Source organism: Pseudoxanthomonas sp. CCNWLY206-1 (genome assembly GCF_039710385.1).
Classification (GTDB): domain Bacteria; phylum Pseudomonadota; class Gammaproteobacteria; order Xanthomonadales; family Xanthomonadaceae; genus Pseudoxanthomonas_A.
In genome coordinates this window covers 330,569-355,914 of the sequence record NZ_JBDKXI010000001.1, presented here as the reverse complement: position 1 = coordinate 355,914, position 25,346 = coordinate 330,569, and the positions used below count along the sequence as shown (strand labels likewise).

General features: G+C 61.3%; 14 protein-coding genes. 7 read left to right on the top strand and 7 right to left on the bottom strand.

Going from position 1 to position 25,346, the window contains the following annotated elements; genetic code table 11:
• The first annotated feature begins 117 nt into the window (after positions 1-117).
• Positions 118-663 carry a DUF2939 domain-containing protein gene (locus AADW18_RS01460; RefSeq protein ID WP_337341566.1) on the top strand — a complete coding sequence of 182 codons (546 nt, stop codon included), beginning with the start codon at positions 118-120 and terminating at the stop codon, positions 661-663.
• 50 nt (positions 664-713) lie between these two features.
• Here AADW18_RS01460 and AADW18_RS01455 read toward each other — a convergent pair whose 3' ends face one another.
• From AADW18_RS01455 to AADW18_RS01440, 4 genes are all read right to left on the bottom strand, one after another.
• Positions 714-1,628 carry a 5'-nucleotidase gene (locus tag AADW18_RS01455; RefSeq protein ID WP_337341565.1) on the bottom strand — a complete coding sequence of 305 codons (915 nt, stop codon included), beginning with the start codon at positions 1,626-1,628 and terminating at the stop codon, positions 714-716.
• Between the two features lie 228 nt (positions 1,629-1,856).
• Positions 1,857-2,354, bottom strand: coding sequence for a hypothetical protein (locus AADW18_RS01450; RefSeq protein ID WP_337341564.1), 498 nt, complete (start codon positions 2,352-2,354; stop codon positions 1,857-1,859).
• Between the two features lie 147 nt (positions 2,355-2,501).
• Positions 2,502-3,272 (bottom strand): NAD kinase, encoded by a 771-nt coding sequence (locus tag AADW18_RS01445; RefSeq protein ID WP_337341563.1) that lies wholly within the window; start codon positions 3,270-3,272, stop codon positions 2,502-2,504.
• 282 nt (positions 3,273-3,554) lie between these two features.
• Positions 3,555-8,510, bottom strand: coding sequence for an NAD-glutamate dehydrogenase domain-containing protein (locus AADW18_RS01440; RefSeq protein WP_337342098.1), 4,956 nt, complete (start codon positions 8,508-8,510; stop codon positions 3,555-3,557).
• 519 nt (positions 8,511-9,029) lie between these two features.
• On the opposite strand from AADW18_RS01440, the gene AADW18_RS01435 reads away from it, so the two are divergent.
• From AADW18_RS01435 to AADW18_RS01425, 3 genes are read left to right on the top strand one after another with little or no spacing between them, the layout of a single operon-like run.
• Positions 9,030-9,713, top strand: coding sequence for a TetR/AcrR family transcriptional regulator (locus AADW18_RS01435; protein WP_337341562.1), 684 nt, complete (start codon positions 9,030-9,032; stop codon positions 9,711-9,713).
• Positions 9,714-9,728: 15 nt separating this feature from the next.
• Positions 9,729-10,901 (top strand): efflux RND transporter periplasmic adaptor subunit, encoded by a 1,173-nt coding sequence (locus AADW18_RS01430; RefSeq protein WP_337341561.1) that lies wholly within the window; start codon positions 9,729-9,731, stop codon positions 10,899-10,901.
• A gap of 12 nt (positions 10,902-10,913) precedes the next feature.
• A complete protein-coding gene (locus tag AADW18_RS01425; RefSeq protein ID WP_337341560.1) occupies positions 10,914-14,054 on the top strand; it encodes a multidrug efflux RND transporter permease subunit in 3,141 nt (1,046 codons plus the stop codon).
• A 273-nt stretch (positions 14,055-14,327) separates the two neighbouring features.
• Here AADW18_RS01425 and AADW18_RS01420 read toward each other — a convergent pair whose 3' ends face one another.
• Together AADW18_RS01420 and AADW18_RS01415 are read right to left on the bottom strand one after the other, a co-directional pair.
• A complete protein-coding gene (locus tag AADW18_RS01420; RefSeq protein WP_337341559.1) occupies positions 14,328-16,202 on the bottom strand; it encodes a DUF885 domain-containing protein in 1,875 nt (624 codons plus the stop codon).
• A 335-nt stretch (positions 16,203-16,537) separates the two neighbouring features.
• Positions 16,538-17,686, bottom strand: a complete 1,149-nt coding sequence (locus tag AADW18_RS01415; protein WP_337341558.1) for an acyl-CoA dehydrogenase family protein — start codon at positions 17,684-17,686, stop codon at positions 16,538-16,540.
• Between the two features lie 123 nt (positions 17,687-17,809).
• On the opposite strand from AADW18_RS01415, the gene AADW18_RS01410 reads away from it, so the two are divergent.
• The 3 genes from AADW18_RS01410 (at position 17,810) to metH (ending at position 22,642) form a co-directional block, all read left to right on the top strand.
• On the top strand, positions 17,810-18,739 hold the full coding sequence (locus tag AADW18_RS01410) for a metalloregulator ArsR/SmtB family transcription factor (RefSeq protein WP_337341557.1): 930 nt from the start codon (positions 17,810-17,812) through the stop codon (positions 18,737-18,739).
• Positions 18,736-19,827 carry a homocysteine S-methyltransferase family protein gene (locus AADW18_RS01405; protein WP_337341556.1) on the top strand — a complete coding sequence of 364 codons (1,092 nt, stop codon included), beginning with the start codon at positions 18,736-18,738 and terminating at the stop codon, positions 19,825-19,827. The genes AADW18_RS01410 and AADW18_RS01405 overlap by 4 nt, the downstream gene beginning before the upstream one ends.
• A gap of 97 nt (positions 19,828-19,924) precedes the next feature.
• Complete coding sequence (gene metH, locus AADW18_RS01400; protein ID WP_337342097.1) at positions 19,925-22,642, top strand: methionine synthase; 2,718 nt, start codon at positions 19,925-19,927, stop codon at positions 22,640-22,642.
• Positions 22,643-23,099: 457 nt separating this feature from the next.
• Here metH and AADW18_RS01395 read toward each other — a convergent pair whose 3' ends face one another.
• Positions 23,100-25,346 carry a TonB-dependent receptor gene (locus AADW18_RS01395; protein ID WP_337341555.1) on the bottom strand — a complete coding sequence of 749 codons (2,247 nt, stop codon included), beginning with the start codon at positions 25,344-25,346 and terminating at the stop codon, positions 23,100-23,102.

Genomic DNA, 25,346 nt, shown 5'->3' with positions numbered 1-25,346 from the left:
ACGAGATGTTTAGCCCGCTTCCTCGGCCCGGCGTATGCCGGGATCCAGCGACGTTTTCGCCTTGATCATCCAAGGGCAACATCGTTCCAAGCCTGTTTTGTCTCCACGGGAACCATCATGAAGAAGTGGATCGCAGTGGTCGTTATTCTCGTGCTCGCGCTGGGCGGCTACGTGGCGGCGGGTCCTTATCTGGCGATCAATGGCATCCGCCAGGCCCTGGCCGAGCAGGACACCGCCAAGCTGGAGAAACACGTCGATTTCCCTGCGCTGCGTGTCAACTTGCGTGCGCAAATGGAGGACTACCTGGCGCGCCGGGCCGGCCCCGACATGTCTTCGAACTTGCTGGGTGCCTTCGCACTTTCGGCGGCGAATCAGATGCTCGGCGGTGCGGTGGACACCATGGTGACCCCTCTGGGTATCGGCGCGCTATTGCAGGGACGCTCGATGTGGAAGAAGGCGATTGGCGAAACCGTGGGCGGCGACACTTATGCACCACCGGTGCCGGCTGATCCGTTGAAGAACGCCCAGCATCAATATGAATCGCTGTCCCGCTTCACCGCGACAGTGCTGGATGAGAGCGGTGAGCCTGTGACGTTCGTATTCACCCGGCAGGGATTGCGCTGGCGGTTGACGGATATCCGCCTGCCGTTGGCGACTCCGTAGGCCCATTCGGTGTTTGTAGGAGCGGCGTCCCGCCGCTCCTACAAAAGTGCCTATCTTTCTGGATTGGCGACGCCATGCGGCACATGTCCGGCAGCGACATGCAGGACGGCGCTGTCGATGTTGTGTTGCGAGTCATCGAAGAAGATATCGGCACCGAATGCGTCCAGGAACGGGCCCTTGTGGCGCCCACCCAGGAAAAGCGCTTCGTCCAGGCGTACGCCCCATTCACGCAGCGTCCGAATCACCCGTTCGTGCGCGGGTGCGGAACGCGCGGTGACCAAGGCGGTGCGTATCGGCGAGCGCTCATCCGCCGGAAAGACCTGCTGCAATTCATGCAGCGCTGACAGAAAACCTTTGAAGGGTCCGCCGGACAATGGTTCACGCGCCCGAGCGCGCTCGTGCTGGCTGAAGGCTTCCACGCCTTGCTCGCGCGATATTCGCTCGCTTTCGTCGCTGAAGATCACCGCATCGCCATCGAATGCGATGCGCAGCTGATGCTCGTGGCGTTGCTGGTGTGCCTGTGCCGGCAGGATGGTGGCCGCCGCGATGCCGTGCTCCAGCGAACGTCGTACCGATTCGGGATTGGCCGACAGGAACAGATCCGCGCCGAACGGGCGGATATAGGGCCACGTCGGCTCGCCGGAGGTGAATACGGCACGCACGATGCCCAGGCCGTGGTGCTGGATGGAATTGAAGATGCGCAACCCGGTATCGGCGGAATTGCGCGACAGCAGGATCACTTCCACCCGCGGCGTATCGGGCGGCGCGCCGACATTCAGAGCCAGCAGTTTGCGCACTACGGAAAACGCAATGCCGGGCGCCAGGACGTCGTCTTCGTGGGTACGCTGATAGGCGCTGTAGGCTTCCACGCCCTCGCGCTCGAACAGCCCGTGGCTTTCTTCCAGGTCAAAGAGCGCACGTGAGGTAACGGCAACGGTAAGCAAACGGGGCGTGTTATCGGACATGCGCACAGTATCGGGCATGACGGCCGCGGCCGGCGAGACCGTGTTCGCAGCAGTGTCTTTCCGTGATGAGACAAGCGTTCGAGCAGTTCGTGTCGACTACTTATTCGAATCAATAGCCGATCATCATCCCGGCGAAGGCCGGACTCAGCGGTTTCTGCCCAGCTGTCGTGTAAGGCACTAGGTCCCGGCCTTCACCGGGATGACGATCGCTCTTGAGATGGCGAAGCCCTACCGACCGGGCGCAGCATCCAATACAAAACGTGTGGGCGGGCCGAGCCGATGATCTTGCGTCACCGCGCGCACTTCCACCTCCAGGCGGATCGGTTGCTGCTCGGCAGGCGGTCCGTCCTGCCACATGAACAGGAATTCGGCCTGCCGCCCTTCCACCTTGCCGGCGACCGGTTCCGCTGGGAAGAGCGCGTAGGCTGTTTCTCCTGAAACCACACGGAACTGGAAACCAAGGTCGCGCACCTTGTAGTCGGTTCCGCGCGGCCATTCCACCTGCAAGGTCAGCAATCCGGTGTCGTCGCAGGAAGCACGGCGAGTGCCGACGCCGCGGGTCACGCTGATGACCCGCACTTCGGGCGGTTTCAGTTCTTCCGGCGCCGATGGGGACGCCGTGGCGGTGCTGACTTGAAACGGAGCCACGCCGCTGGACAGCTTGCAGGCGTACGCGTTCGAAACGGCCAGGCATGCGCCCAGCACCACAATGGACTTCAACAGCATCGTCACCCTCCCCGGCCAGATGCAGGCTTATCCGAACTTGCTTATTCCACTCGTTTGTTCCCCAGCCCGATCAGTGGCCCCGGGCGCAGCGGAAGTATTACGCCGCGACCATAACCGTTTTCCGTGCCAGATGTCTCACTCTCTCAATCAGACCATGAACTGTTCGCTGAGGATGCGTTCTTCCAGGTTGTGCACCGGGTCGAACAGCATCGTCACCGTGTGATCGCGTGATTCGCGGATAGTCACTTCCACCACGTCCCGGACTTCGTGCGAATCCGCAGTGGCGCTGACCGGGCGCTTGTACGGGTCCAGGATGCGGAAGCGGACTTCGGTATCGGCTTTGAGGATCGCCCCACGCCAACGCCGCGGTCGGAATGGCGCAATCGGGGTCAACGCGATGGTGTGCGAGCCCAGTGGGAGGATGGGGCCATGCGCCGAAAAGTTGTAGGCGGTGCTGCCGGCCGGCGTGGCGGTCAGTACGCCATCGCAGATCAGTTCGTCCAGCCGGGTCTCCCCGTTGAGATCGATCTGGATGTGCGCGGCCTGGCGGGTCTGCCGTAGCAGCGACACCTCGTTGTAGGCCAATGAGCCGGTAGTGGCTCCGGATTCCGTCAACGCCAGCATTTCCAGCGGCCGCAGCTTGGCGGGTTCAGCGGCGGCAATGCGTTCCAGCAGCCCGTCGGCACGGAAGTGATTCATCAGGAATCCCACGGTACCCAGCTTCATTCCGAACACGGGTTTGCTGAGGCCGCCATGCCGATGCAGCGTCTGCAGCATGAAACCATCGCCGCCGAGCGCACACAGCACGTCGGCTTCTGCCGGCACATGAGAACCATGTTGAGCGGTTAGCGTCGCCAGCGCCTGTTGTGCTTCGTCGGTAGGACTGGCGAGAAAAGCGATGCGTGGGGTCTGGCTCATCCGCGTCTTCCAAGAGTTCTCTGCAGAGGATAGCGGGAGTTGGGTGCCACAGGGTGTTCAAACACGTTCCTTGTGGGAGCGACGTGAGTCGCGACCGGAACAAAGAGCCTTATACACAGATCAATGCAGATGAATGCGGATCAAGGCGTCCGATGTGCTTATCCGTGGCGATCTGCATTGATCCGTGTTCAAAACGCTCTTCCGGCGTCCAGTCGCGACTCACGTCGCTCCCACAAGGAGAGGTTGCAGCAGGCCGGGAGCACTCCCGGCCTGCTGCAGGCATCAGCCCTGCACGGCCAATTGCGCCAACCGCTGCACAGCGACCGAGACCGTCGGGTAGTCCAGCGTCTTCTGCGCGGCCAGCTCGTTGAGCATCGCCAGGGTGAAGCGCAGACCTGCGTCGTCGCGTTGCAGCCAATGACGGACTTTTTCGCCTGCATTCGGACCGGGCGTCGACAGCACCTGGCCGGTCAGCGTGCGCTGATGATTAGCCAGTTCGTCACGAAGCACGCCACGGGCAACCGCATGCCAGCGTCCATCGACCTTCAGGCCATCGATCTGGTCCAGCAGCCACGGCAGATGCAGGGCCTCGCCCAGGCGGTAATGCACCTTGGATACTTCCACCGGCTTTAGCTTGCGCTCGCGCGCGAGCTCGATGATGTCGCAGGACGGCTCCAGGTATGGCAACGCCGCGAGCTGTCCAGCCAGTTCCGCAGGTAGACCCTTTTCCTTCCATTCAAGCAGACTGGCTTCGTACGCCGGGCGCAGCGAATCGGGAAGCACGCCCTCGGCCGCGCGGATTTCATCGAAACCGTCGTGATAGCGATCCACCGCGGTGGCGATGGCTGGAATCGGCCCTTTGCGAGTCAGCAACCAGCGAGTGAAGCTGCGCTGGGCCGACCAGATCACCTGCAAGGCGTCGATCTGCACCGATTCGGGCACCTTGCCGTCCAGTGCATCGATCTGGTTCCACAACGCGCGCGCATCCAGCGTTTCGCGGGTAATCGTGAAGGCCTTGGCTACTTCCGCCGAGGTGCGGCCTGTGTCTTCCTGCATCCGCAGCAGGAAGGTGGCGCCCATGCGGTTGATGGTGGTGTTGGTGACCGCGGTGGCGATGATTTCCCGCTTCAGGCGGTGCTTCTCCATATCCGCCGCATATTTCTTTTGTAGCGGCTGCGGGAAGTAGCGCTGCAGCTCCTTGGACAGGTACGGGTCTTCCGGAATATCCGATTCCAACAGTTGCTGGAACGCCACCAACTTGGAATACGACAGCAGCACCGACAGTTCGGGACGGGTCAGCCCTTGGCCTCGCGCTTTGCGTTCGGCCAGTTCGGCATCGGAGGGAAGGAACTCGATCTGCCGATCCAACAAGCCCTGGGATTCCAGCGTCTGGATGAAGTGCTGCTTGGAACCCAGACGCGAAACGCTCATCCGCTCCATCAGACTGAGCGCCTGGTTTTGCCGGTAGTTGTCCCACAGCACCAGCCCGGCCACTTCATCCGTCATCTGCGCCAACAGCTTGTTGCGCGCATCCATGGTGAGCTTCTTGGCCTGGACAACGCCGTTCAGCAGGATCTTGATGTTGACTTCGTGGTCGGAAGTATCGACGCCGGCGGAGTTGTCGATGAAGTCGGTGTTGAGCAGCACGCCGTGCTGAGCCGCTTCCACGCGTCCCAGCTGCGTCAAGCCCAGGTTGCCGCCCTCGCCTATCACTTTGCAGCGCAGCTCGCGGCCGTCCACACGCAGACCGTTGTTCGCACGGTCACCCACATCGGCATGGGTTTCCCCACTGGCTTTCACGTAGGTACCGATGCCGCCATTCCACAGCAGATCGACCGGCGACTTGAGAATGGCGCTCATCAACTCGTTGGGAGACATCGACTTCACGCCCTCCGGCAGATCGAGGGCTTCCCGCACCTGCGGCGTGATGTCGATCGACTTGGCGCTACGTGGGTGGATGCCGCCCCCCTTGGAAATCAGCGAGGCGTCGTAGTCGGCCCAACTGGAACGCGGCAGCGCGAAAAGACGCTGGCGCTCCTTGAACGAGCTCGCCGTGTCCGGAGCGGGATCCAGGAAGATATGGCGATGGTCGAAGGCGGCCAGCAAACGGATATGCGGAGACAGCAGCATGCCGTTGCCGAACACGTCGCCCGACATGTCGCCGATACCCACGCAGCTGAAATCCTGCGTCTGCGTGTCGCGATTCATCGCGCGGAAGTGTCGCTTGACCGACTCCCATGCGCCGCGTGCGGTGATGCCCATGCCCTTGTGGTCGTAGCCCACCGAACCGCCGGAAGCGAACGCATCGCCCAGCCAGAAGTTGTGCGCGATGGCCAAACCATTGGCGATATCGGAGAACGTCGCTGTGCCCTTGTCAGCGGCCACCACCAGATACGGGTCATCCTGATCATGGCGCACCACGTCCACCGGCGGCACGATCTTGCCGCCGCCGCGGTTGTCGACAACGATGTTGTCGGTGATGTCCAGCAAGCCCTGGATGAACATCTTGTAGCAGGCGATGCCTTCCGCCAGTACCGCATCACGATCCGCCGCGGCATTGCCGGTCGGGATAGGCGAACGCTTCACGAAGAATCCGCCCTTCGCGCCGACCGGCACGATGACGGTGTTCTTCACCATTTGCGCCTTTACCAAGCCCAACACTTCGGTGCGGAAATCTTCGCGGCGATCAGACCAGCGCAAGCCGCCACGTGCGACCGGACCGAAACGCAGGTGCACGCCTTCCACCCGCGGGCCATAGACGAATATCTCGCGGTAAGGACGCGGCTTGGGCAGATCCGGCACCTTGGCCGAATCGAACTTGAAGCTGACGACGTGCGTCGGCTGGCCGTCCGGACCTTTCTGGTAGTAGCTGGTGCGCAAAGTGGCTTCGATGGTGCCCATGAAGCCGCGCAGGATGCGGTCTTCGTCCAGGCTGGAAACCCGGTCCATCAATTTCAGCAAGGTCTTGTGGGTGGCCTCCACCTGGCCATCGCGGCTTTCGTTGCGCGCGTCGATGACGTACCGCAGCGCTGCGAGCGTGGCATCGTCACCTTGTGCCAATGCCCGCAGCTGTTCGGCGAACTGGTCCTGTCCCTGTTTGATCTGCGCCTTGCTTTCCTGACCCGTGGCGGGGTCGAACCGCGCTTCGAACAACTCCACCAGCAGACGCGCCAGCAGCGGATAACGGTTCAGTGTTTCTTCGACGTAGCTTTGCGAGAACGGCACGCCGGTTTGCAGCAGATATTTGCAATAGCCGCGCAGCACCGATATCTGGCGCCAGCTGAGCCCGGCGCGAAGTACAAGCTTGTTGAACCCGTCGTTCTCGGCATCGCCGCGCCAGACACGGGCGAAAGCTTCCTCGAAAGGTGCACTCAGCCGGTCGACGTCGATCTCGCCAGCGACAGGTTCGACTTCGAATTCCTGGACATAAACCGGTGTACCGCCGGCTTCCAGCCGGAACGGGTGCTCAGAGATCACCCGCAGGCCCATGTTCTCCATCAGCGGGAGCGCGTCGGACAGCGGAATGTCATTGAGCTGGCGATACAGATTCAGGCGAAGGCGGCCTTCCCCGGCCGGCACGTGGCGCGAGCGGTGCAGGCTCAGGCGCAGATCGTCCGGTCCTTTCAATGCGGCCAGATGCTCCACGTCATTGGCGGCGACCTGGGGCGAAACGTTCTCGATATAGCCCGCCGGCAGTGCACGGCCGTAACCACTGGCCAGCTTCAAGCCTTCCGATTCGCCATGGCGTGCGATCAGCGTTTCCCGCAGATCGTCCTGCCAGTTGCGCAGCAGATGCGCCAGGTTCTCTTCCAGCGCCGCGGTGTCCACATCGACGCGTTCGCCGACCTTGGGACGCACGGTCAAATGCAACTGCGCCAGGGGTGATTCACCCAATTGCACGCTGGTGTCCACGTATTCGCCGCGCAGTGCTTCCTTCAGCAAGGCTTCGATGCGCAGGCGCACATCAGTATTGAAACGTTCCCGCGGGATATAGACCAACGCGGAGAAGAAGCGGCCATAGCGGTCCCGGCGCAGGAACAGGCGGCTGCGCACACGTTCCTGCAAGCCCAGGATGCCCATCGCGGTCCGCGCGAGTTCTTCTTCGGTGGATTGGAACAATTCCTCCCGCGGCAACGATTCCAGGATATGGCGCAGTGCCTTGCCGCTGTGGCTGTTGGGAGACAGGCCGGACTGGCGCATCGCGTGTTCGTAGCGCTCACGCACCAGCGGGATTTCCCAAGGGCGACGGTTGTAGGCGCTGGAGGTGTAAAGACCGATGAACCGTTGTTCGGCGATAGGCGTGCCTTTGGCGTCGAACTCCAGCACACCGATGTAATCCATGTTCCCCGGCCGATGCACGTTGGAACGCCGGTTGGTCTTGGTCAGGATCAACGCATCCACCGCGCCGGACTGCGGCATGTAGTGCGCCGCCAGCGACTTGATGGTGCGCGGTGTGGAAGTGTCCTTGCCGCGCAGCAAACCCAAGCCGCTACCTTCCACCGCTTTCAGGATGCCATCGCCATTGCCTTTTTCGACGCGATATTCCCGATAGCCGAAGAAGGTGAAGTGATCGTTGGCTGCCCAACGCAGGAATTCCTGCGCCTCATGGCGTCCAGCGTCGCTGATCGGCAGGCGGCGGGTGGCCAGGTCGTCGGCCAGCGACACCATTTTTTCCCGCATGGTGCCCCAATCGCGCACGATGGAACGCACTTCATCCAACACACCACGGATGTGTTTCTCGATGCCGGCCATGTCACCGGCAGGCTGGCGATCGATCTCCAACAACATGAGCGATTCAGGCTTGCCCTCGCCTACCGCCGTGACCTTGCCCGCCTTGTCGCGAGTGAAGCGCACCAAGGGATGGCCCAGCACGTGCACGCCGACGCCCATTTCGGCCAACGCCATGCTGACCGAGTCCACCAGAAACGGCATATCGTCGTTCACGATCTGCAGCACGGTATGCGGGGATTCCCAGCCATGCGCTTTCATGTTGGCGTTGAACACGCGCACATTGGCGCTACCCGGCTTGCGCACACGGGCGAATTCCAGCATGTCGCAGGCGATCGCGGCCCAGCTTTCGGCGCTGTGGTGTGGATACTCGTCCGATTCCATGCGCTTGTAGAACGCCTCCGCGAACGCCTTGGCTTCTGCCTGGCGCCGCGCCGGCGTGCGCTTGCGGATGGCGGTGAAGACGGGCTCCAACGAGAACGTCGGCACCGTGCCATTGGTTACCGGCATCACCAGCGACGCCGCTGTCGCGTCCAATGCACGCTTTGCAGCAGTGTCTGTTGTGGCGGCAGGCTTGACGGCTGCGCCCGTGGCGGCTCGCTTGGTGCTCGCCTTCTTGGTTGATGCGGCCTGGGTGACGGTCTTTTTCGATTCCGGTTTCGGTTTTTTCTTCTGCGTTTTCTTCGGGGTGCGAACAGCGTTCATGCGGGCCGTGGCTCGACAGGTGGTATGCGATTGGACATTGTAGCCCCGCGCCCGATGACAACACTTGTTGCGAGGCGTCAAAAGAAGCGCTTGCAAATTCGTGTGCGATTGATTACCTCCGATGCAATAGCCGAATTCGCCAGGGTTTCGCAATCCGGTTTTTTCGCTTCCATGTGGAGCAGGCCGAAGGGTGAGCGGTGCTCCCCGCGCCCTTCGCGGATCGTCACATGCTTTTTACGAACCAGGATTCGCCTGGATTGCTCAGACTTTTCGGCACCTTGCAAGCTGTTCAAATTCTAAACTGGACGGTATAGTCCAGCCCGCATGTCAGCCTCCCCCAACTTTTCCGTCAGCGAGCAACGGCGCCAGCGCGTGCACGATGCCGTGCGTGCCTTGCTTGCCGAACAAGGTTTCCGCGTCAGCATGGAGGCCGTGGCTCTACGCGCCGGCTGCTCCAAGCAGACGCTTTATGCGCAATTCGGCAGCAAGCAGGGGTTGATACGCAGTGTCATAAGCGAACACTTGGATCTGGCTACTGCTCGCCTGGCGGAGTATTACGACGATCCACGCACGACGTTGGTCGCTTTCGCCATCCAGCATCTGGAACATCTGTGCGATCCCGCGATTCTCGCCACCAGCCAGCTGATGGCGGCGGAAGCCCACCAGTTCCCTGAAGAGGCACAGGCGCTTTACCGTGATGCCTGCGATACTCTGGCGCAACGCTTGGCTGTCTGGCTGAAGGCCGCCATGAAACGGGGCCAGTTGAGGCATGACGATCCGCACTACGCCGCGGAGCTTCTGTTGAGCATGATCGTCGGCATGGACTTCGAAAGGCAGCGTTTCGGCATGCCGCACCGCGATACCGACACACTGCGAAAACGTTGGGCCGAGTTCGCCGTCGATGCTTTCCTTCGCGCGTTCTCACCTGTTGCGATAACGCCGGTAGACCCTGTTGCCCGGCCCGCTGTCCGGCTTAGATCGACAAAAACCAAAACAACCAAAACCTGATACGGAGCTTCACCCATGACCGCCCCCGTCCGTCCGTTCGCCCTTAGCTGCGCCCTCCTGTTGGCGCTGGCCGCCTGCAAAGAACAGGAACAGCCCGCACCACCACCGCCGGAAGTCGGCGTCGTCAAGGCAACGCCGCAGTCGGTGCCGCTGCAGCGCGATCTGGTGGGACGACTGGCGCCCTTCCGTAGCTCTGACGTACGCGCCCGCGTTCCTGGTGTCCTGGTGAAACGTGTCTACCGGGAAGGTAGCGACGTGAAGGAAGGCCAGGTGTTGTTCCAGATAGACCCGGCCCCATTGCAGGCATCGCTGAGCGGCGCCCAGGCGAACTTGGCATCGGCGCAAGCGACCTATGCCAACGCCAAGATCGCCGCTGACCGCGCCCGTCAGTTGGCACCGCAGAAGTTCGTTTCGCAGTCCGATCTGGATAACGCCCAGGCCGCCGAACGCAATGCGGCGGCTGCCGTGCAACAGGCTCAAGCCAGTGTGGCGTCCGCCCGCATCAATCTCAGCTACACCAATGTCACCGCGCCGATCTCAGGACGCGCTGGCAAGCAGCAGGTAACGGAAGGCGCGCTGGTGGGCCAGACCGATGCCACCCTGCTGACCACCGTGGATCAGATCGATCCGCTCTACGTCAATTTCTCGCTCGGCGTAACCGAGCTGGAAGCATTGCGCAGAGCGCAAAGCAAAGGCGGCGTGGAACTGACCGGAGCGGGCGATGCGAAGGTGCAGGTGGTGCTGTCCGATGGCACCGCGTACGACCAACTGGGCACGCTGGACTTCTCCGACGTGGTGGCGGACCCGGCCACGGGCGCGGTTTCGCTGCGCGCCAGCGTTCCCAATCCGAATCAGGTCCTGCTACCGGGCATGTTCGTGACCCTCAAGGCGACTTTGGGCGAGCGCAAGAATGCGTTCCTGATTCCACAGGACGCTGTGCTGCGTGATGCGGCAGGCGCCTACGTGTACGTGATCGGTGCAGACGGCAAGGTGGCTCGCAAGACCGTCACCGCCGAAAACCCAAGCAATGGCAATTGGGTTGTCACCAGCGGCTTGGCCGCCAACGATCAGGTGATCGTGTCCGGCGTGCAGAAGGTGCAGGCCGGCGCGCCTGCCAAACCCACTCCATGGAAGCCTGCGGCCGCGGGCAACAGCCAGCCGGCTGCTCCCGCCGCCCCTGAAAAGTAAGGGATTCCCCCAATGCCCAAGTTCTTCATCGAAAAACCGATCTTCGCCTGGGTGGTGGCGATCCTGATCTCGCTGGGTGGCGTGATCGCGATCTTCAACCTAGGCGTGGAGTCCTATCCCAACATCGCGCCCCCGCAGGTGATAGTCGAAGCCACCTATCCGGGCGCCAGCGCGGAAACCGCCGAACAGGCCGTCACCCAGGTCATCGAACAGCAGCTGACTGGTATCGATAACCTGCTGTACTTCAGTTCCTCGTCCAGTGCCAGCGGCGGCTCCAGCATCACGCTGACTTTCCAGACCGGTACTGATCCGGACATCGCCCAGGTGCAGGTACAGAACAAGGTGGCGCTGGCCGAACCGCGTCTGCCCACCGAAGTGGTGCAGCAGGGCGTCGTGGTGGCCAAGGCCAACGCCGGCTTCCTGATGGTGGCGGCGTTGCGCTCGGAAAATCCGGCGGTCGGTCGCGAACAGTTGAACGACATCGTCGGTTCGCGCGTACTGGATCAGATCTCGCGCATTCCCGGCGTCGGCAGCACCCAGCAGTTCGGTAGCGAATACGCGATGCGTATCTGGCTGGACCCGAACAAGTTGCAAGGCTTCGGCATGTCCACCAGCGAAGTGCTGGCGGCCATCCGCGGCCAGAATGTGCAGTTCGCCGCCGGCTCCATCGGTACCGACCCGGCGCCAGAAGGCCAGGGCTTCACCGCAACGGTCACCACGGAAGGCCGCTTCAACTCGCCCGAACAGTTCGAAAACATCATCCTGCGCGCCAACAGCGACGGCACCACCGTGCGCCTGAAGGATGTGGCCCGCATCGCCATTGGCGCTACCGCGTACGGTTTCGAGACGCAGTGGAACGGCGCACCCACCGCCGCTTTCGCAGTCCAATTGCTGCCCGGTGCGAACGCCTTGAACGTGGCCGCCGCCGTGCGCGCCAAGATGGACGAACTGCAGCCCAGCTTCCCGCAGGGCGTGGCGTGGTTCTCGCCGTACGACAGCACCACCTTCGTCCGTATCTCGATCGAAGAAGTGGTGAAGACGCTGATCGAAGCGGTGATATTGGTGTTCCTGGTGATGCTGATCTTCCTGCAGAACATCCGCGCCACCATCATTCCCACGCTGGTCATCCCGGTCGCGCTGCTGGGCACCTTCCTGGGCATGACGATCATCGGCTTCACCATCAACCAGCTGACGCTGTTCGGCATGGTGCTGGCGATCGGTATCGTGGTGGACGACGCGATCGTGGTCATCGAGAACGTCGAACGCATCATGACCGAGGAAGGCTTGCCGCCCAAGGAAGCCACCCGCAAGGCGATGGACCAGATTACCGGCGCGGTGATCGCCATTACCGTGGTGCTTTCCGCGGTGTTCATCCCCAGTGCGTTGCAAGGCGGTAGCGCCGGCGAAATCTACAAGCAGTTCGCACTGACCATCGCGTTGGCCATGGTGTTCTCGGCGTTCCTGGCGCTGGGCTTCACCCCTGCCCTGTGTGCCACGCTGCTGAAGCCAACGGAGCACCACAAATCCAACTTCGTGTTCCGTACCTTCAACAAGTACTACGACAAGATCAGCCATACCTATGTGGGCCACATCGGCAGCGCGGTGAAACATGCCCCGCGCTGGATGATCGTCTTTGCCGGCCTGACCCTGCTATGCGGTTTCTTGTTTACCCGCATGCCCGGCAGCTTCCTGCCCGAGGAAGACCAGGGCTATGCGCTGGCGATCGTGCAGTTGCCGCCGGGTGCTTCCATGGAGCGGACCAGCAAGGTGTTCACGCAGATCCGCGGTACGCTGGAAAAGATGGAGGGCTATGACGGCATGATGGAGGTGACCGGCTTCAGCTTCGTTGGTCAGGGCGAGAACGTCGGCATGGCGTTCATCAAGCTCAAGGACTGGAGCGAGCGCAAGGTCGATGCGGCCACCTTCATCCAGCAAGCCAACGGAGCACTGTTCGGCATCAAGGAAGCCGGCATCTTCGTGGTCAACCTGCCCACGGTGAACGGCCTGGGCCAGTTCGGCGGTTTCGACATGTACCTGCAGGATCGTACCGGCCAGGGCCAGGCGGCGCTGACCGAGGCACGCAACATCCTGCTGGGCAAGGCGGGCCAGAATCCCAACCTGACCGGCGTGCGTCCGAACAGCCTGGAAGACGCGCCGCAGCTGAAGCTCAACGTGGATCGCGTGCAAGCGCAGACGATGGGGCTTTCGGTCAACGACATCTACAACGCCATCGGTCTGATGCTGGCGCCGGTCTATGTCAATGACTTCTTCTATGAGGGCCGCATCAAGCGTGTGACCATGCAGGCCGACGCACCATTCCGCATGAGTCCGGAATCGCTGTCGAACTTCTACACGCCCAGCAGTCTGCAGAACGGCCAGATGATTCCGCTGACCAATGTCGTGCGGTCGGAATGGATCACCAACTCGCCTTCGCTCACGCGCTACAACGGCTATGCGGCGATCAATATCGTGGGCGCCCAGGCACCAGGCAAAAGTTCGGGCGAAGCGATGAAGGCGATGGAAAACATCGTCAACAACGAGTTGCCACCCGGCTTCGGCTTCGATTGGACTGGCTTGTCGTACCAGGAAATCCTGGCCGGCAACACCGCGACGCTGCTGCTGGTGTTGTCGATCGTGGTGGTGTTCCTATGTTTGGCGGCGTTGTACGAAAGCTGGTCGGTACCGGTTTCGGTGCTGCTGGTGGTGCCGCTGGGCGTGCTGGGCGCCATCGTGTTCGCCATGCTGCGTGGTTTGCCGAACGACATTTTCTTCAAGATCGGCCTGATCACCATCATCGGCCTGGCGGCGAAGAACGCGATCCTGATCGTGGAGTTCGCGGTGGAACTGCGCCGCGAAGGCAAGACCTTGCGCGATGCGGTGGTGGAAGCGTCGCGCCTGCGCTTCCGTCCCATCCTGATGACATCGTTCGCCTTCATCATGGGCGTGCTGCCGATGGCGATCTCCTCCGGCGCCGGCGCCAACGCCCGTCACGCCATCGGTACTGGCGTGATCGGCGGCATGTTGTTCGCCACGTTCCTTGGCCTGCTGTTGATCCCGGTGTTCTTCGTGGCGGTACGGCGCATGCTGGGCGACAAACTGGATGAGCCCTCCCGCGAATATCTGGAAGAGCACAACAAGCCGCTGGCGCGTTGATCGCGACACTGTGGTAAAGAAAAAAGCTCCGGCACGCCGGGGCTTTTTTTTGGTCTGCAACCGCGTCGCCGCGGACATCGGCCCGTCGCAGGTTTTGGCTGTTCCGTCGTAGAGCGGAGCTTGCTCCGCTGCTATTGAGGCGCCGAAATTACAGGCAGCGTAGCAAGCTCCGCTCTACGTCAGAGCTACGGTTAACGACTCGGTCGACCTGAAAAAAAACCCCGGCCGAAGCCGGGGTTCTTTTTTACGCCGCCACGCCTTGACGCGTTGCGCTTATGCCTGCTTGGCTTTCTTGCTGGCGATCCATTGGTCCACGCGCCGCTCCAGCAACGTCAGCGGCAATGCACCGCCACCGAGCACTGTGTCGTGGAAGCCCTTGATATCGAACTTGTCGCCCAGTTCGGTTTCCGCCTTCTTGCGCAATTCCTGGATACGGATCATGCCGACTTTGTAGGCCGTAGCCTGGCCCGGCATGATCAGGTAACGCTGGACCTCGGAACGAATTGCAGTGATCGGCACTGCACTGTTGGCGTCGAAGTACTCCACTGCCTGTTCTTCGGTCCAGCCCTTGGCATGCAGGCCCGTGTCCACCACCAGGCGGATAGCCCGCCACATTTCCGAGCTTAAACGGCCGAACTCGGAATACGGATCCTGGTAGGTGTTGGGCATCTCCTTCGCCAGCCATTCCGAGTACAAGCCCCAACCTTCCGCATAGGCAGTGAATCCCGCCTGGGTGCGGAACTTCGGCACGCCGGTAAGTTCCTGGGCGATGGAAATCTGCATGTGGTGGCCCGGCAAGCCCTCGTGGTACGCGATGACTTCCAGTTCCGGCTTGGGCATCGCGTTCATGTCGGACAAATGCGCGTAGTAGACGCCGGGACGCGAGCCATCCGGCGTACCGGGGAAGTAATGCTGGGCGGCACCGTCCTGCTCGCGGAACGCTTCAACGCGCTTGACTACCAGATCCGCCTTCGGCAGCAGGCCGAAATAGTTCGGTAGTTCCTTCTTGATGTTGTCGATCCGTAGCGTCGCTTCATCGATATACGCCTGGCGGCCGGCATCGGTATTCGGGAAGACGAACTGCGGGTCCTTGTCGATGAACTCGAAGAAGGCATCCAGGTCGCCCTTGAAACCCACCTTATCCTTCAACGCGGTCATCTCGCCGCGGATGCGCGCCACTTCCTTCAAGCCCAGCGCATGGATTTCCTCGGCCGTCATGCCGGTGGTGGTCATCTGACGCAACTGGTACTCGTAATACGCCTTGCCGTTGGACTGGGTCACGCCCACGCCACTCGCGTTCTCCAGCGCATTCGGCGTGTCTTCTTCACACCAGGCGATTATCCGCTCATAGGCCGGCTTGAGCTGTTCCAGTAGTGCAGCACGCGTTTCTTCCTTCAATGCGGCAGCGCGTTCGGCGGTGATCTTGCCAGCCTTGACCAACGCATCGAGCTTGGCCTGCGCGTCCGCCCAGATAGCCGAATCCTTGCCTGCGGAGAACGGGGCGCCGGTAATGACCTTGCGCGACTGATCGATGACGCCTTCATAGGCGAACTTCGGCGGGCGGATGCCCTGCCCGGCCGATTTGCGGGCCCGTTCCAGCAATTGATCGAAGCCGCGGGCCGTCTCCTTGAGACGCGCCACATAGGCAACATAGTCCGACTCTTCGTCGACCTTATGGAAACTGATCAGTATGGTCGGCAGGAAGCTCTGCGCGCCGTTCATCTGGTCGAAAGCGTAGCCGTTGGAAAGAAAGGGCGCGCCATCACGCGCATTCTCATACTGCAGCTTCCACAGATCGTAGGAGAACTTGCCCTCGTCGCTGAGCTTTGCGTAATCGAAGGTCTTTTCCATCTCCTCGACACTGGCCTTCTGCCATGCGATCTGGTCCAGCTGTGCCTTCTCCGAGAAGTCATCCAACTGGTCGTACAGGTCCTTGCGGCCTTGGAAGGTCAGTTGCAGCGGACTGAAGCGCAGCTGCTCTTCGTACTTCTTCTCGAACCACTGGTTGAGCCGCTCGGTTTCCGCGGCGATGTCGGCCTGCGAAACAGCCACGGCGGGTGTCGCCGCGGTACCGGCTTCCGGCGAAGCGGCGCGATCGCATGCGGCAAGGGCCAGCGCGATAGCGCAGACGATAAGGGTTTTACGCATCAGGTTCTCCGGTTGGGATACGGGAGGCAGACCCCCGCATCGGAGAACTCTAGCGGAACCTTTATGGGCCCGTCCCATGACTAAAGATGGGGGGGCGCCGCGATAGCCTCACGGCGCCCGCGACCACAAACGCGCCGCAGCGCGCCAGGATGGGCGAACCACGCTGCAACCCCTCCACCTCGATTCGCGCCCGCTTTTGGCAACTTCTTCCGGACGCGGTCACAAGCCAGAGTCCTGGACACGGATCAACACAGATGAGCACGAATAAAGCATTCAATATGCCTATCCGCTCTGTTTCGCTCTATCCGCGTCAATCCGTGTTCAAAAGGCTTTCCTCAGCGCAGCCCCGTCTCGTTCCGCGCGATGACCAGGCGCTGGATTTCGCTGGTGCCTTCGTAGATCTCGGTGATCTTGGCGTCGCGGAAATAACGCTCCAGCGGCATTTCCTTCGAATATCCCATGCCGCCATGGATCTGCACGGCCTGGTGAGCGATCCACATGGCCGCTTCGGAGGCCGTGAGCTTGGCAATGGCAGCCTCGTTGCTGAAACGCTGGCCCTGCCCTTTTACCCATGCCGCGCGCAACGTCAGTAACAACGACGCATCCAACTTGCATTTCATGTCGGCGATTTTCGCCTGGGTCATCTGGAAGGTGCCGATCGGCGCACCGAAGGCCTTGCGCTCCTTCACGTATTCCACGGTTTTCTCGTAAGCCGCACGCGCGATGCCGATCGCCTGGGAGGCGATGCCGATGCGCCCGGCGTCCAGCACGCCCATGGCGATCTTGAAGCCCTCGCCTTCGGCACCCAATACCTCATCGGCGTCCACCACATAGTCGGTGAACTCGATCTCGCAGGTGGCGGAGGCGCGAATGCCCAGCTTGGGCTCGGTCTTGCCGCGGTGGAAGCCCGGCTTGGTGGTATCGACCAGGAACGCGGTGATACCGCGGGCGCCTTTGTCCGGGTCGCTCAGGGCGAACAGCACGATGTACTTGGCCACCGGGCCGGAGGTGATCCAGCTCTTCTTGCCGTTGACGACGAAGCTGCCATCCGCCTGCTTGGCCGCGCGGCAGCGCATGGCGGTGGCATCGGAACCCGACTGCGGCTCGGTCAATGCGAAAGCGCCGATTTCAGCGCCTTCAGCGATCGCGCGGACGTACTTCTGTTTCTGCGCTTCGGTGCCGTATTTCAGGATGCCGTTGCAGAACAGCGAGTTATTGACCGACATGATGGTGGAATGCGCGGCATCGCCGGCGGCGATTTCGACCATGGCCAGCACGTAGGCGATCGGGTCCATGCCCGCGCCGCCGTACTCGGCCGGCACTTCGATGCCCATCAAGCCGTTCTCGCCCAGCAGGCGGATGTTGTCCAGCGGGAATTCGCCGGTCTTGTCGAAGTGTTCCGCGCTGGGCGCGATCTTCTCCTGGGCGATCCTGCGTGCCACGTCCTGGATCATCAACTGCTCTTCGGTGAATGCGAAATCCACAAGCCATCCCTCTGAAATTTGAATACCAATTGTAACCCGGCACCATCCGCAGCCGTATGCCCATGCTTGACCCGAGGCGACTCCAGCAGGACAATATCTTTATATCGCGATAGGAAGATATTTATGGATCTGGAAGCCTGGTCGACCCGGCTGAAAGTCTTTGCCGACGCGACCCGCGTGCGTCTGCTGGCACTGCTGGCGCGTGAGGAGCTGACGGTAGCCGAGCTCTCGGCCATCACCCAGCTGGCCCAGCCGCGCGTCTCCACTCACCTGGCCAAACTGAAGGAAGCCGGCCTGGTCCGTGATCGCCGCGCCGGTGTTTCCGCCTATTACCGGTTTGACGAGGACAACCTGGATGCCGCCCAGCGCGAATTGTGGCGCAGCCTGAAGGAAGGCAGCGACGATCCGTTGTTGCGCCAGGACGCCGAACGCGTGCCCGCGGTACTGGCCAGCCGCGCGGCCGACCAGAACTGGGCCGACTCGGTAGCCGGCGACATGGAACGCCACTACTCACCCGGGCGCACCTGGGAGGCGTTGGCGCGGACCGCCCTGCCCCTGCTGGAAACCGGCGACGTGCTGGACATCGCATCGGGCGATGGCGTGTTGGCCGAGCTGCTGTCGCCGCACGCCAAGCGCTACGTCTGCGTCGACACCAGCGCCCGCGTGGTGGCGGCCGCCGGGCAGCGTTTGCAGCGTTTCCCGAACGTGGAAGTACGTGAAGGCGACATGCATGCGCTGCCGTTCAAGGACAACAGCTTCGACCTGGTGGTGCTGATGCATGCACTGACCTATGCGGCCAAACCAGCACAGGCCGTGGCCGAGGCCGCCCGCGTGCTTCGCCGTGGCGGCCGGTTGTTGCTGAGCAGTTTGGGCAAGCACGAACACAAAGCCGTGGTGGAGTCGTACGGCCACGTCAATCTCGGCTTTACCGACAAAGAGCTGCGCAAGTTCGCTGAAAAGGCCGGATTGAACATCGTCAATGCAGAAACGGTGACGCGCGAGCGCCGGCCGCCCCATTTCGAAGTCATCTCACTGACCGCGGTGAAACCATGAAAAAGCAACCCTGGCTAAAACCCGAACGCACCGAAGCGCTGATCAAGGCGCTGGACGAACGCATCCTGATCATCGATGGCGCCATGGGCACCATGATCCAGCGCCATCGCCTGGAAGAAGCGGACTATCGTGGCGAGCGTTTCGCAGAAGGCTATGACAGCACACACGCCGAAGCGCACGTCCATGGCGAGCAATGTGGCCACGACCTCAAGGGCAACAACGACTTGCTGCTGCTGAGCAAACCGGAAGTGATCGCCGATGTGCACACCCAGTACCTGGAAGCCGGCGCGGACCTGGTCGAAACCAACACGTTCAATGCGACCTCGGTCAGCCAGGCCGACTATCACCTGGAACACCTGGTCTATGAGTTGAACAAGGAAGGTGCGCGCGTCGCGCGCGCCTGCTGCGATGCGATTGAAGCAAAGACGCCTGACAAGCCTCGCTTCGTCATAGGCGTGCTGGGACCCACCAGTAGAACGGCATCGATCAGCCCGGACGTCAACGATCCAGGGTTCCGCAATACCAGCTTCGACGAACTACGCGCGACGTACCGGGAAGCCATCGAAGGCCTCATCGATGGTGGTGCCGACACGCTGATGGTGGAAACCATCTTCGACACGCTCAATGCCAAAGCTGCCTTGTACGCCATCGAGGAAGTCTTCGATCAACGTGGCGGCCGCTTGCCGGTGATGATCTCCGGCACCATCACCGACGCTTCCGGCCGCACATTGTCGGGTCAGACGGCGGAAGCGTTCTACGCATCCGTTTCCCATGGGAAGCCATTGTCGATCGGCTTGAACTGCGCGCTGGGCGCCAAGGATCTACGCGAGCACGTGGAGACGTTGGCCAATATCGCCGACAGCTATGTCAGCGCGCACCCGAACGCGGGACTGCCCAATGCCTTCGGTGAGTACGACGAAACACCGGAAGAAATGGCGACCACGCTGAAGGAGTTCGCCCAATCCGGTTTGCTAAACCTCGTCGGCGGTTGCTGTGGCACCACGCCAGACCACATCAGGGCGATCGCCGACGCCGTTCGCGGCATACCGCCGCGGCGGTTGCGGCAGCCGCTCGCGCAAGCAGCATGATTTTCCATGCACGGATCACGTCCGATAAAAAACGGATAGGAACGTCAACCTGGCGATCCATCCGTATTGATCCGATCTTATCCGTGTCAAAGAAGCTATTCGAAAACAACATGATCCAAGGCCACCCATGACGCGCTACACACGATTGTCCGGTCTCGAGCCGCTGGTCATTACACCCGACCTGCTGTTCGTCAACATCGGCGAACGCACCAACGTCACCGGCAGCGCGCAGTTCCGCAAGCTGATCAAGGAAGAGCGCTACGAGGAAGCGGTGGAAGTGGCGCGCCAACAGGTGGCCAATGGCGCGCAGATCCTTGATGTCAACATGGACGAAGGGTTGATCGATTCCGAGAAAGCGATGACCCGCTTCCTCAACCTGATCATGTCCGAGCCCGATATCGCGCGCATTCCGGTGATGGTGGATTCGTCCAAGTGGAGCGTCATCGAAGCTGGCCTGAAATGCCTGCAGGGCAAAAGCGTGGTCAATTCGATTTCGCTGAAAGAAGGCGAAGAAGCATTCGTCGAACACGCGCGCAAGGTGCTGCGCTACGGCGCTGCCGCTGTCGTGATGGCCTTCGACGAGGATGGCCAAGCCGATACGTGCGCGCGCAAGGTCGAGATCTGCACCCGCGCATACAAGGTCTTGACCGAGAAAGTCGGCTTTCCACCGGAAGACATCATCTTCGACCCCAATATCTTCGCGGTCGCCACCGGTATCGAGGAGCACGACAACTACGCGGTGGATTTCATCGAGGCCACCCGCATCCTCAAGCAGACCCTGCCGCATTGCCATATCTCCGGCGGCGTATCGAATGTCTCGTTCTCCTTCCGCGGAAATGAACCGGTACGCCAGGCGATCCATTCGGTGTTCCTGTACCACGCCATCAAGGCCGGCATGGACATGGGCATCGTCAATGCCGGTGCCATGCCGATCTATGACGATCTGGATCCGGAGCTGCGCGAGCGCGTGGAGGACGTGATCCTCAACCGCCGCAAGGATTCCACCGAGCGCTTGTTGGAAACCGCCGAACGCTACAAGGGCAAGAAAGGCGAAGCGCAGGTCGAGAACCTCGCATGGCGCGACAAGCCGGTGCGCGAACGCCTGGCCCACGCCCTGGTACATGGCATCGACGCCTTCGTGGACCAGGACACCGAGGAAGCGCGCCAACTATCCACACGGCCCTTGGATGTTATCGAAGGGCCGCTGATGGATGGCATGAACGTGGTTGGCGACCTGTTCGGCGCCGGCAAGATGTTCCTGCCGCAAGTCGTCAAATCGGCACGGGTCATGAAAAAGGCCGTGGCCTACCTGTTGCCGTACATCGCGGCCGAGAAGCTCCGCACGGGCGACGTAGGCAAGTCCAATGGCAAGATCGTGATGGCCACGGTCAAGGGCGACGTGCACGACATCGGCAAGAATATCGTCGGCGTGGTGCTTGCCTGCAACAACTTCGACGTGATCGACCTGGGTGTGATGGTACCTACGCAGAAGATCCTGGATACCGCCCGCGCGGAGAACGCCGACCTGATCGGCCTGTCCGGGTTGATCACACCCTCGCTCGAAGAGATGACCCACGTAGCGCGTGAAATGCAGCGCCAGGGCTTTTCTCTTCCGCTGCTGATCGGTGGTGCCACCACGTCTCGTGCACACACGGCACTGAAGATAGATCCGCATTACGATGCGCCCACCGTGTGGGTGAAGGACGCCTCGCGCGCGGTCGGCGTGGCGCAGTCATTGATCTCAAAAGACCTGCGCGCCAACTTCGTTGCCGCCAATGATGCGGATTACGCGGAAATCCGCCAGCGCCACCTCAATCGCGGCGACGCCAAGCGACTGGTGTCGCTGGAGAAAGCACGCGGACAAAAATTCGATGGCGGCTGGGATGCCTACACGCCACCGATGCCCAAGCAACCCGGCATTACCGTATTCGATGACTATCCATTGTCAGAGCTGCTGGACTACATCGATTGGACCCCTTTCTTCCAGGCGTGGGAATTGGCGGGCAAGTACCCCGCCATCCTGACGGACGAAGTGGTCGGGAAACAGGCCACTGAGCTGTACCGAGATGCGCGCGCGATGCTGGACAAGATCGTCGCGGAGAAATGGCTGACGGCCAAAGCGGTGTTTGGCCTGTGGCCGGCGAATAGCGTGGGTGATGACGTGGTTGTTTCCCTTCTTCCTGAGGGAGAAGGAAAGGCTGTATTGCACTTCCTCCGGCAACAAGTAGACAAGCCGGTGGATCGTCCTGACTTCTGCCTGGCTGACTTCATCGCACCCAGAGATTCTGGAAAGCAGGATTGGATCGGCGCCTTTGCCGTCACTGCGGGTATCGGTATCGACGAGCACGTGGCCCGTTTCGAAGCCGAGTACGACGACTACAACGCCATCTTGCTGAAAGCGTTGGCCGACCGTTTGGCCGAAGCGTTGGCTGAGCGGCTGCACCAACGCGTGCGCAAGGAATTCTGGGGCTTTGAACCCGACGAAAGTTTGGACAACCAAGCGTTGATCGCGGAGAAATACCGCGGCATTCGCCCTGCTCCCGGCTATCCGGCATGCCCGGAGCATAGCGAAAAAGCGACACTGTTCCGGTTGCTGGATGCCGAGCGCAATGCGGGTATGCAATTGACCGAAAGCTTCGCCATGCTGCCGACCGCCGCCGTGTCTGGCTACTACTTCAGCCATCCGAAAAGCCAGTATTTCGTTGTCGGTCGGGTATCGAAGGAACAAGCCGCCGATTATGGGAAGCGCAAGGGTGTGGATCTGGTGCAGGCGGAGCGGTGGCTGGCTTCCAATCTTGATTACGATCCGGAGTGATCCTGCCGGAAAGGCGTCGTCCGGAACAGGCGTTTTGCAGAGTCGAGCTTGCTCGGCTGAACGTCTCCGGAGCCCTGTACGTTAAGAGCAGCGCAGCAAGCTACGCTCTACGCAGTGCCTGCCTGAGGGCGCCTTTGTAGAGCCGAGCTTGCCCGGCTGAATGTCTCCGGAGCCCTGTGCATCAAGAACAGCGCAGCGAGCTACGCTCTACGCAGTGCCTGCCTGAGGGCACCTTTCGTAGAGCCGAGCTTGCTCGGCTGGTTGTCTCCGGAGCTCTGTGCATTAAGAGCAGCGCAGCAAGCTACGCTCTACGCAGTGCCTGCCTGAGGGCGCCTTTCGTAGAGCCGAGCTTGCTCGGCTGAATGTCTCCGGAGCCCTGTACGTTAAGAGCAGCGCAGCAAGCTACGCTCTACGCAGAGTGGGAGCGGCAAGCGCCGCTCCTCCGATGCCTTCGTTATCAGAACGAAGCACTGAGCGTCAGCATGACTTGGCGAGGCGCTCCGGTCAGCAGCGTGGCGTACGTTCCCGCTGGATCGGAGACCACGAAGCCGTTGCTACCGAGAGTGGAGAAATACTCCTTGTCCAGCAGATTCGTAACGTGCAATGAAAGACGCAGCTCATCCATCGCGCCGAGGTCGCCAAAGTTCCAGGAACCACCGGCATTGACCAGCCAGAACGACGGCACACCCGAATCGTTGGAATAGGTGTAGTACCGCTTGCCGGTATAGCTCGCGCCCAGATTCAGATCCAGGGATTCACGCGACCAGCTGATCGAGGTAGAGAACATTTCCTTGGGCGTATTCACTGTCTGCTTGCCTGCGATCTCTACCAGCGTAGTGCCATTGATGTAGTTGGAATCGTAAGTGGATTCGTTCCACGACAACGTGTTGTGCCAGCGCAGGCCTTCGATCGGTGTCCACACCACGGTGGCCTCGGCGCCCTCGCTGGTGACCGAACCGACATTGGCGAACGCCGACGGACAGCCTTGGATGCCGGAACATTGCGCCACCGTCAGCAAACGGTTCTCGAACTTCACGTGATACAGCGCCAACGAAGCTTGGAAAGTATCGGTCGAATGCCGGAAGCCGGCTTCCACTGTCTCGCTACGCTCAGGTTCCAACTGACTGGCAAAAGTATCGAAAGCGACCTGCGTGGTGGCGAAAGGACCGGTGATGCCCGCCTGAAATGTCGCCATGTTCTCCGCATAGGACGCGAACAATTCGTTGTGTTCGCTCAGGCGAAAGCTGGCACCCAGCTGCGGCAGGAAGCTGTCCTTGGCGGTAAGCGTGCCGGTGGCATAGCGGGAAACGAAGGTGCCCGCGGGAATACGCGAATCGATCTCGGTGCGCGGGCTCTTGAATCCGATATCCAGCGACAACCTGTCGTCCAGCAGGCGGAGGGTATCCTTGAGGAAGAATTGCCGGGTCTTGACGTCGAAACGCTGATAGAACTGGCGGATGTCCGGATCGTGGAAGAAATAGCCATCGTCCACTGGGCCGTTGACGAAGTAGTAGTTGCGCTGCACGGTGTGGCCGTTATCTTCCAGCCACAAGCCGCCTTCTATGCGGTGATTGCCCAGCGTCCAGTCCAGCGATGCGATCACACCACTGCGGTCAATGCCGTATTCGGTTGTGCGCAGCGAGATCGGCACCGTCGCCGAAGAAGGTACGTAAGGCGTGAACCAATGGCCCTGTCCGCGGTTGCTGTGGTAATAACCGGTGGCCTTCAGGCGCACGCCCTCGGCGAGGCCGAAATCACCGGAGAGACCGATCAGATTGTCATCGCGCAGACCACGCGCATCGTAGTAAGCGTCATCCAGATTGTTGACGCCACCATTGAAGACGCCATTGGCGGCGTCCACCGCTCGCTGCCAATCGGGACGGTAGTTGTCCCAATCCCAACCCAGGCGGCGCTGCGAATCCAGCGAGAGATCCTGATAGTCGTTTTCGTCGCGACGCGATGTGTTGGCCAGCAGGCTGACGTGATGATCGCCGAAGTCGTAGACCGCCTTCAGGTTGACCTGGTCCTGCTTCTGTTCGCCCTCGCCCTTCCACTTGTCCATGCGCGAACTGACCGCCGACAGATACATTGCAAAGCCCTGATGGTCGCCCGTATCCAGGCGCGCATAAGTGCGCCGCGTGGAATCGCTGCCTACCGTTTGCGCCAGGGTCACGCCGTACTCAGCCAACGGATCCGCGGAGAAGAACTGGATGGTGCCGCCCAGGTTGCTGGTGGAAGCCGTGTTGACGCCGCCGATGCCTTCGGCCAGTTCGGCCCCGGCCAGGTTCTCCGAAATCAACGCGCGGCTGATATGCAGGCCGTTGTTGTTGCCATAGCTCATGTCGCCCAACGGAATGCCATCCAGTGTGAAACCCAACTGGTTCTGGTTGAAACCGCGCAGACTGATCCGCGAAGACCATTCGTAGGCGCCGAACGCATCGGCCGACTGGAAGTTAACGCCCGGCAGATCGGCCAACAGCTTCAGCGGACTGGTGCCCGGCGGCAGTGCCTTGATGCGGTCCGGCGACAAACGTTGCACCTGCCGGGTTTCGCCCAGGCCGATGACGGATACCGCATCCAGCGTCTGCGCATCTTGCTGGCCATCTACACCGTTAGTACCGGAACTGGAATTATCTTGCGCAAGCGCTAGCTGGGTCTGCAGCGCGGCCATTACGGCCAGCGTAATTACGGTTTTTTTCAGCAT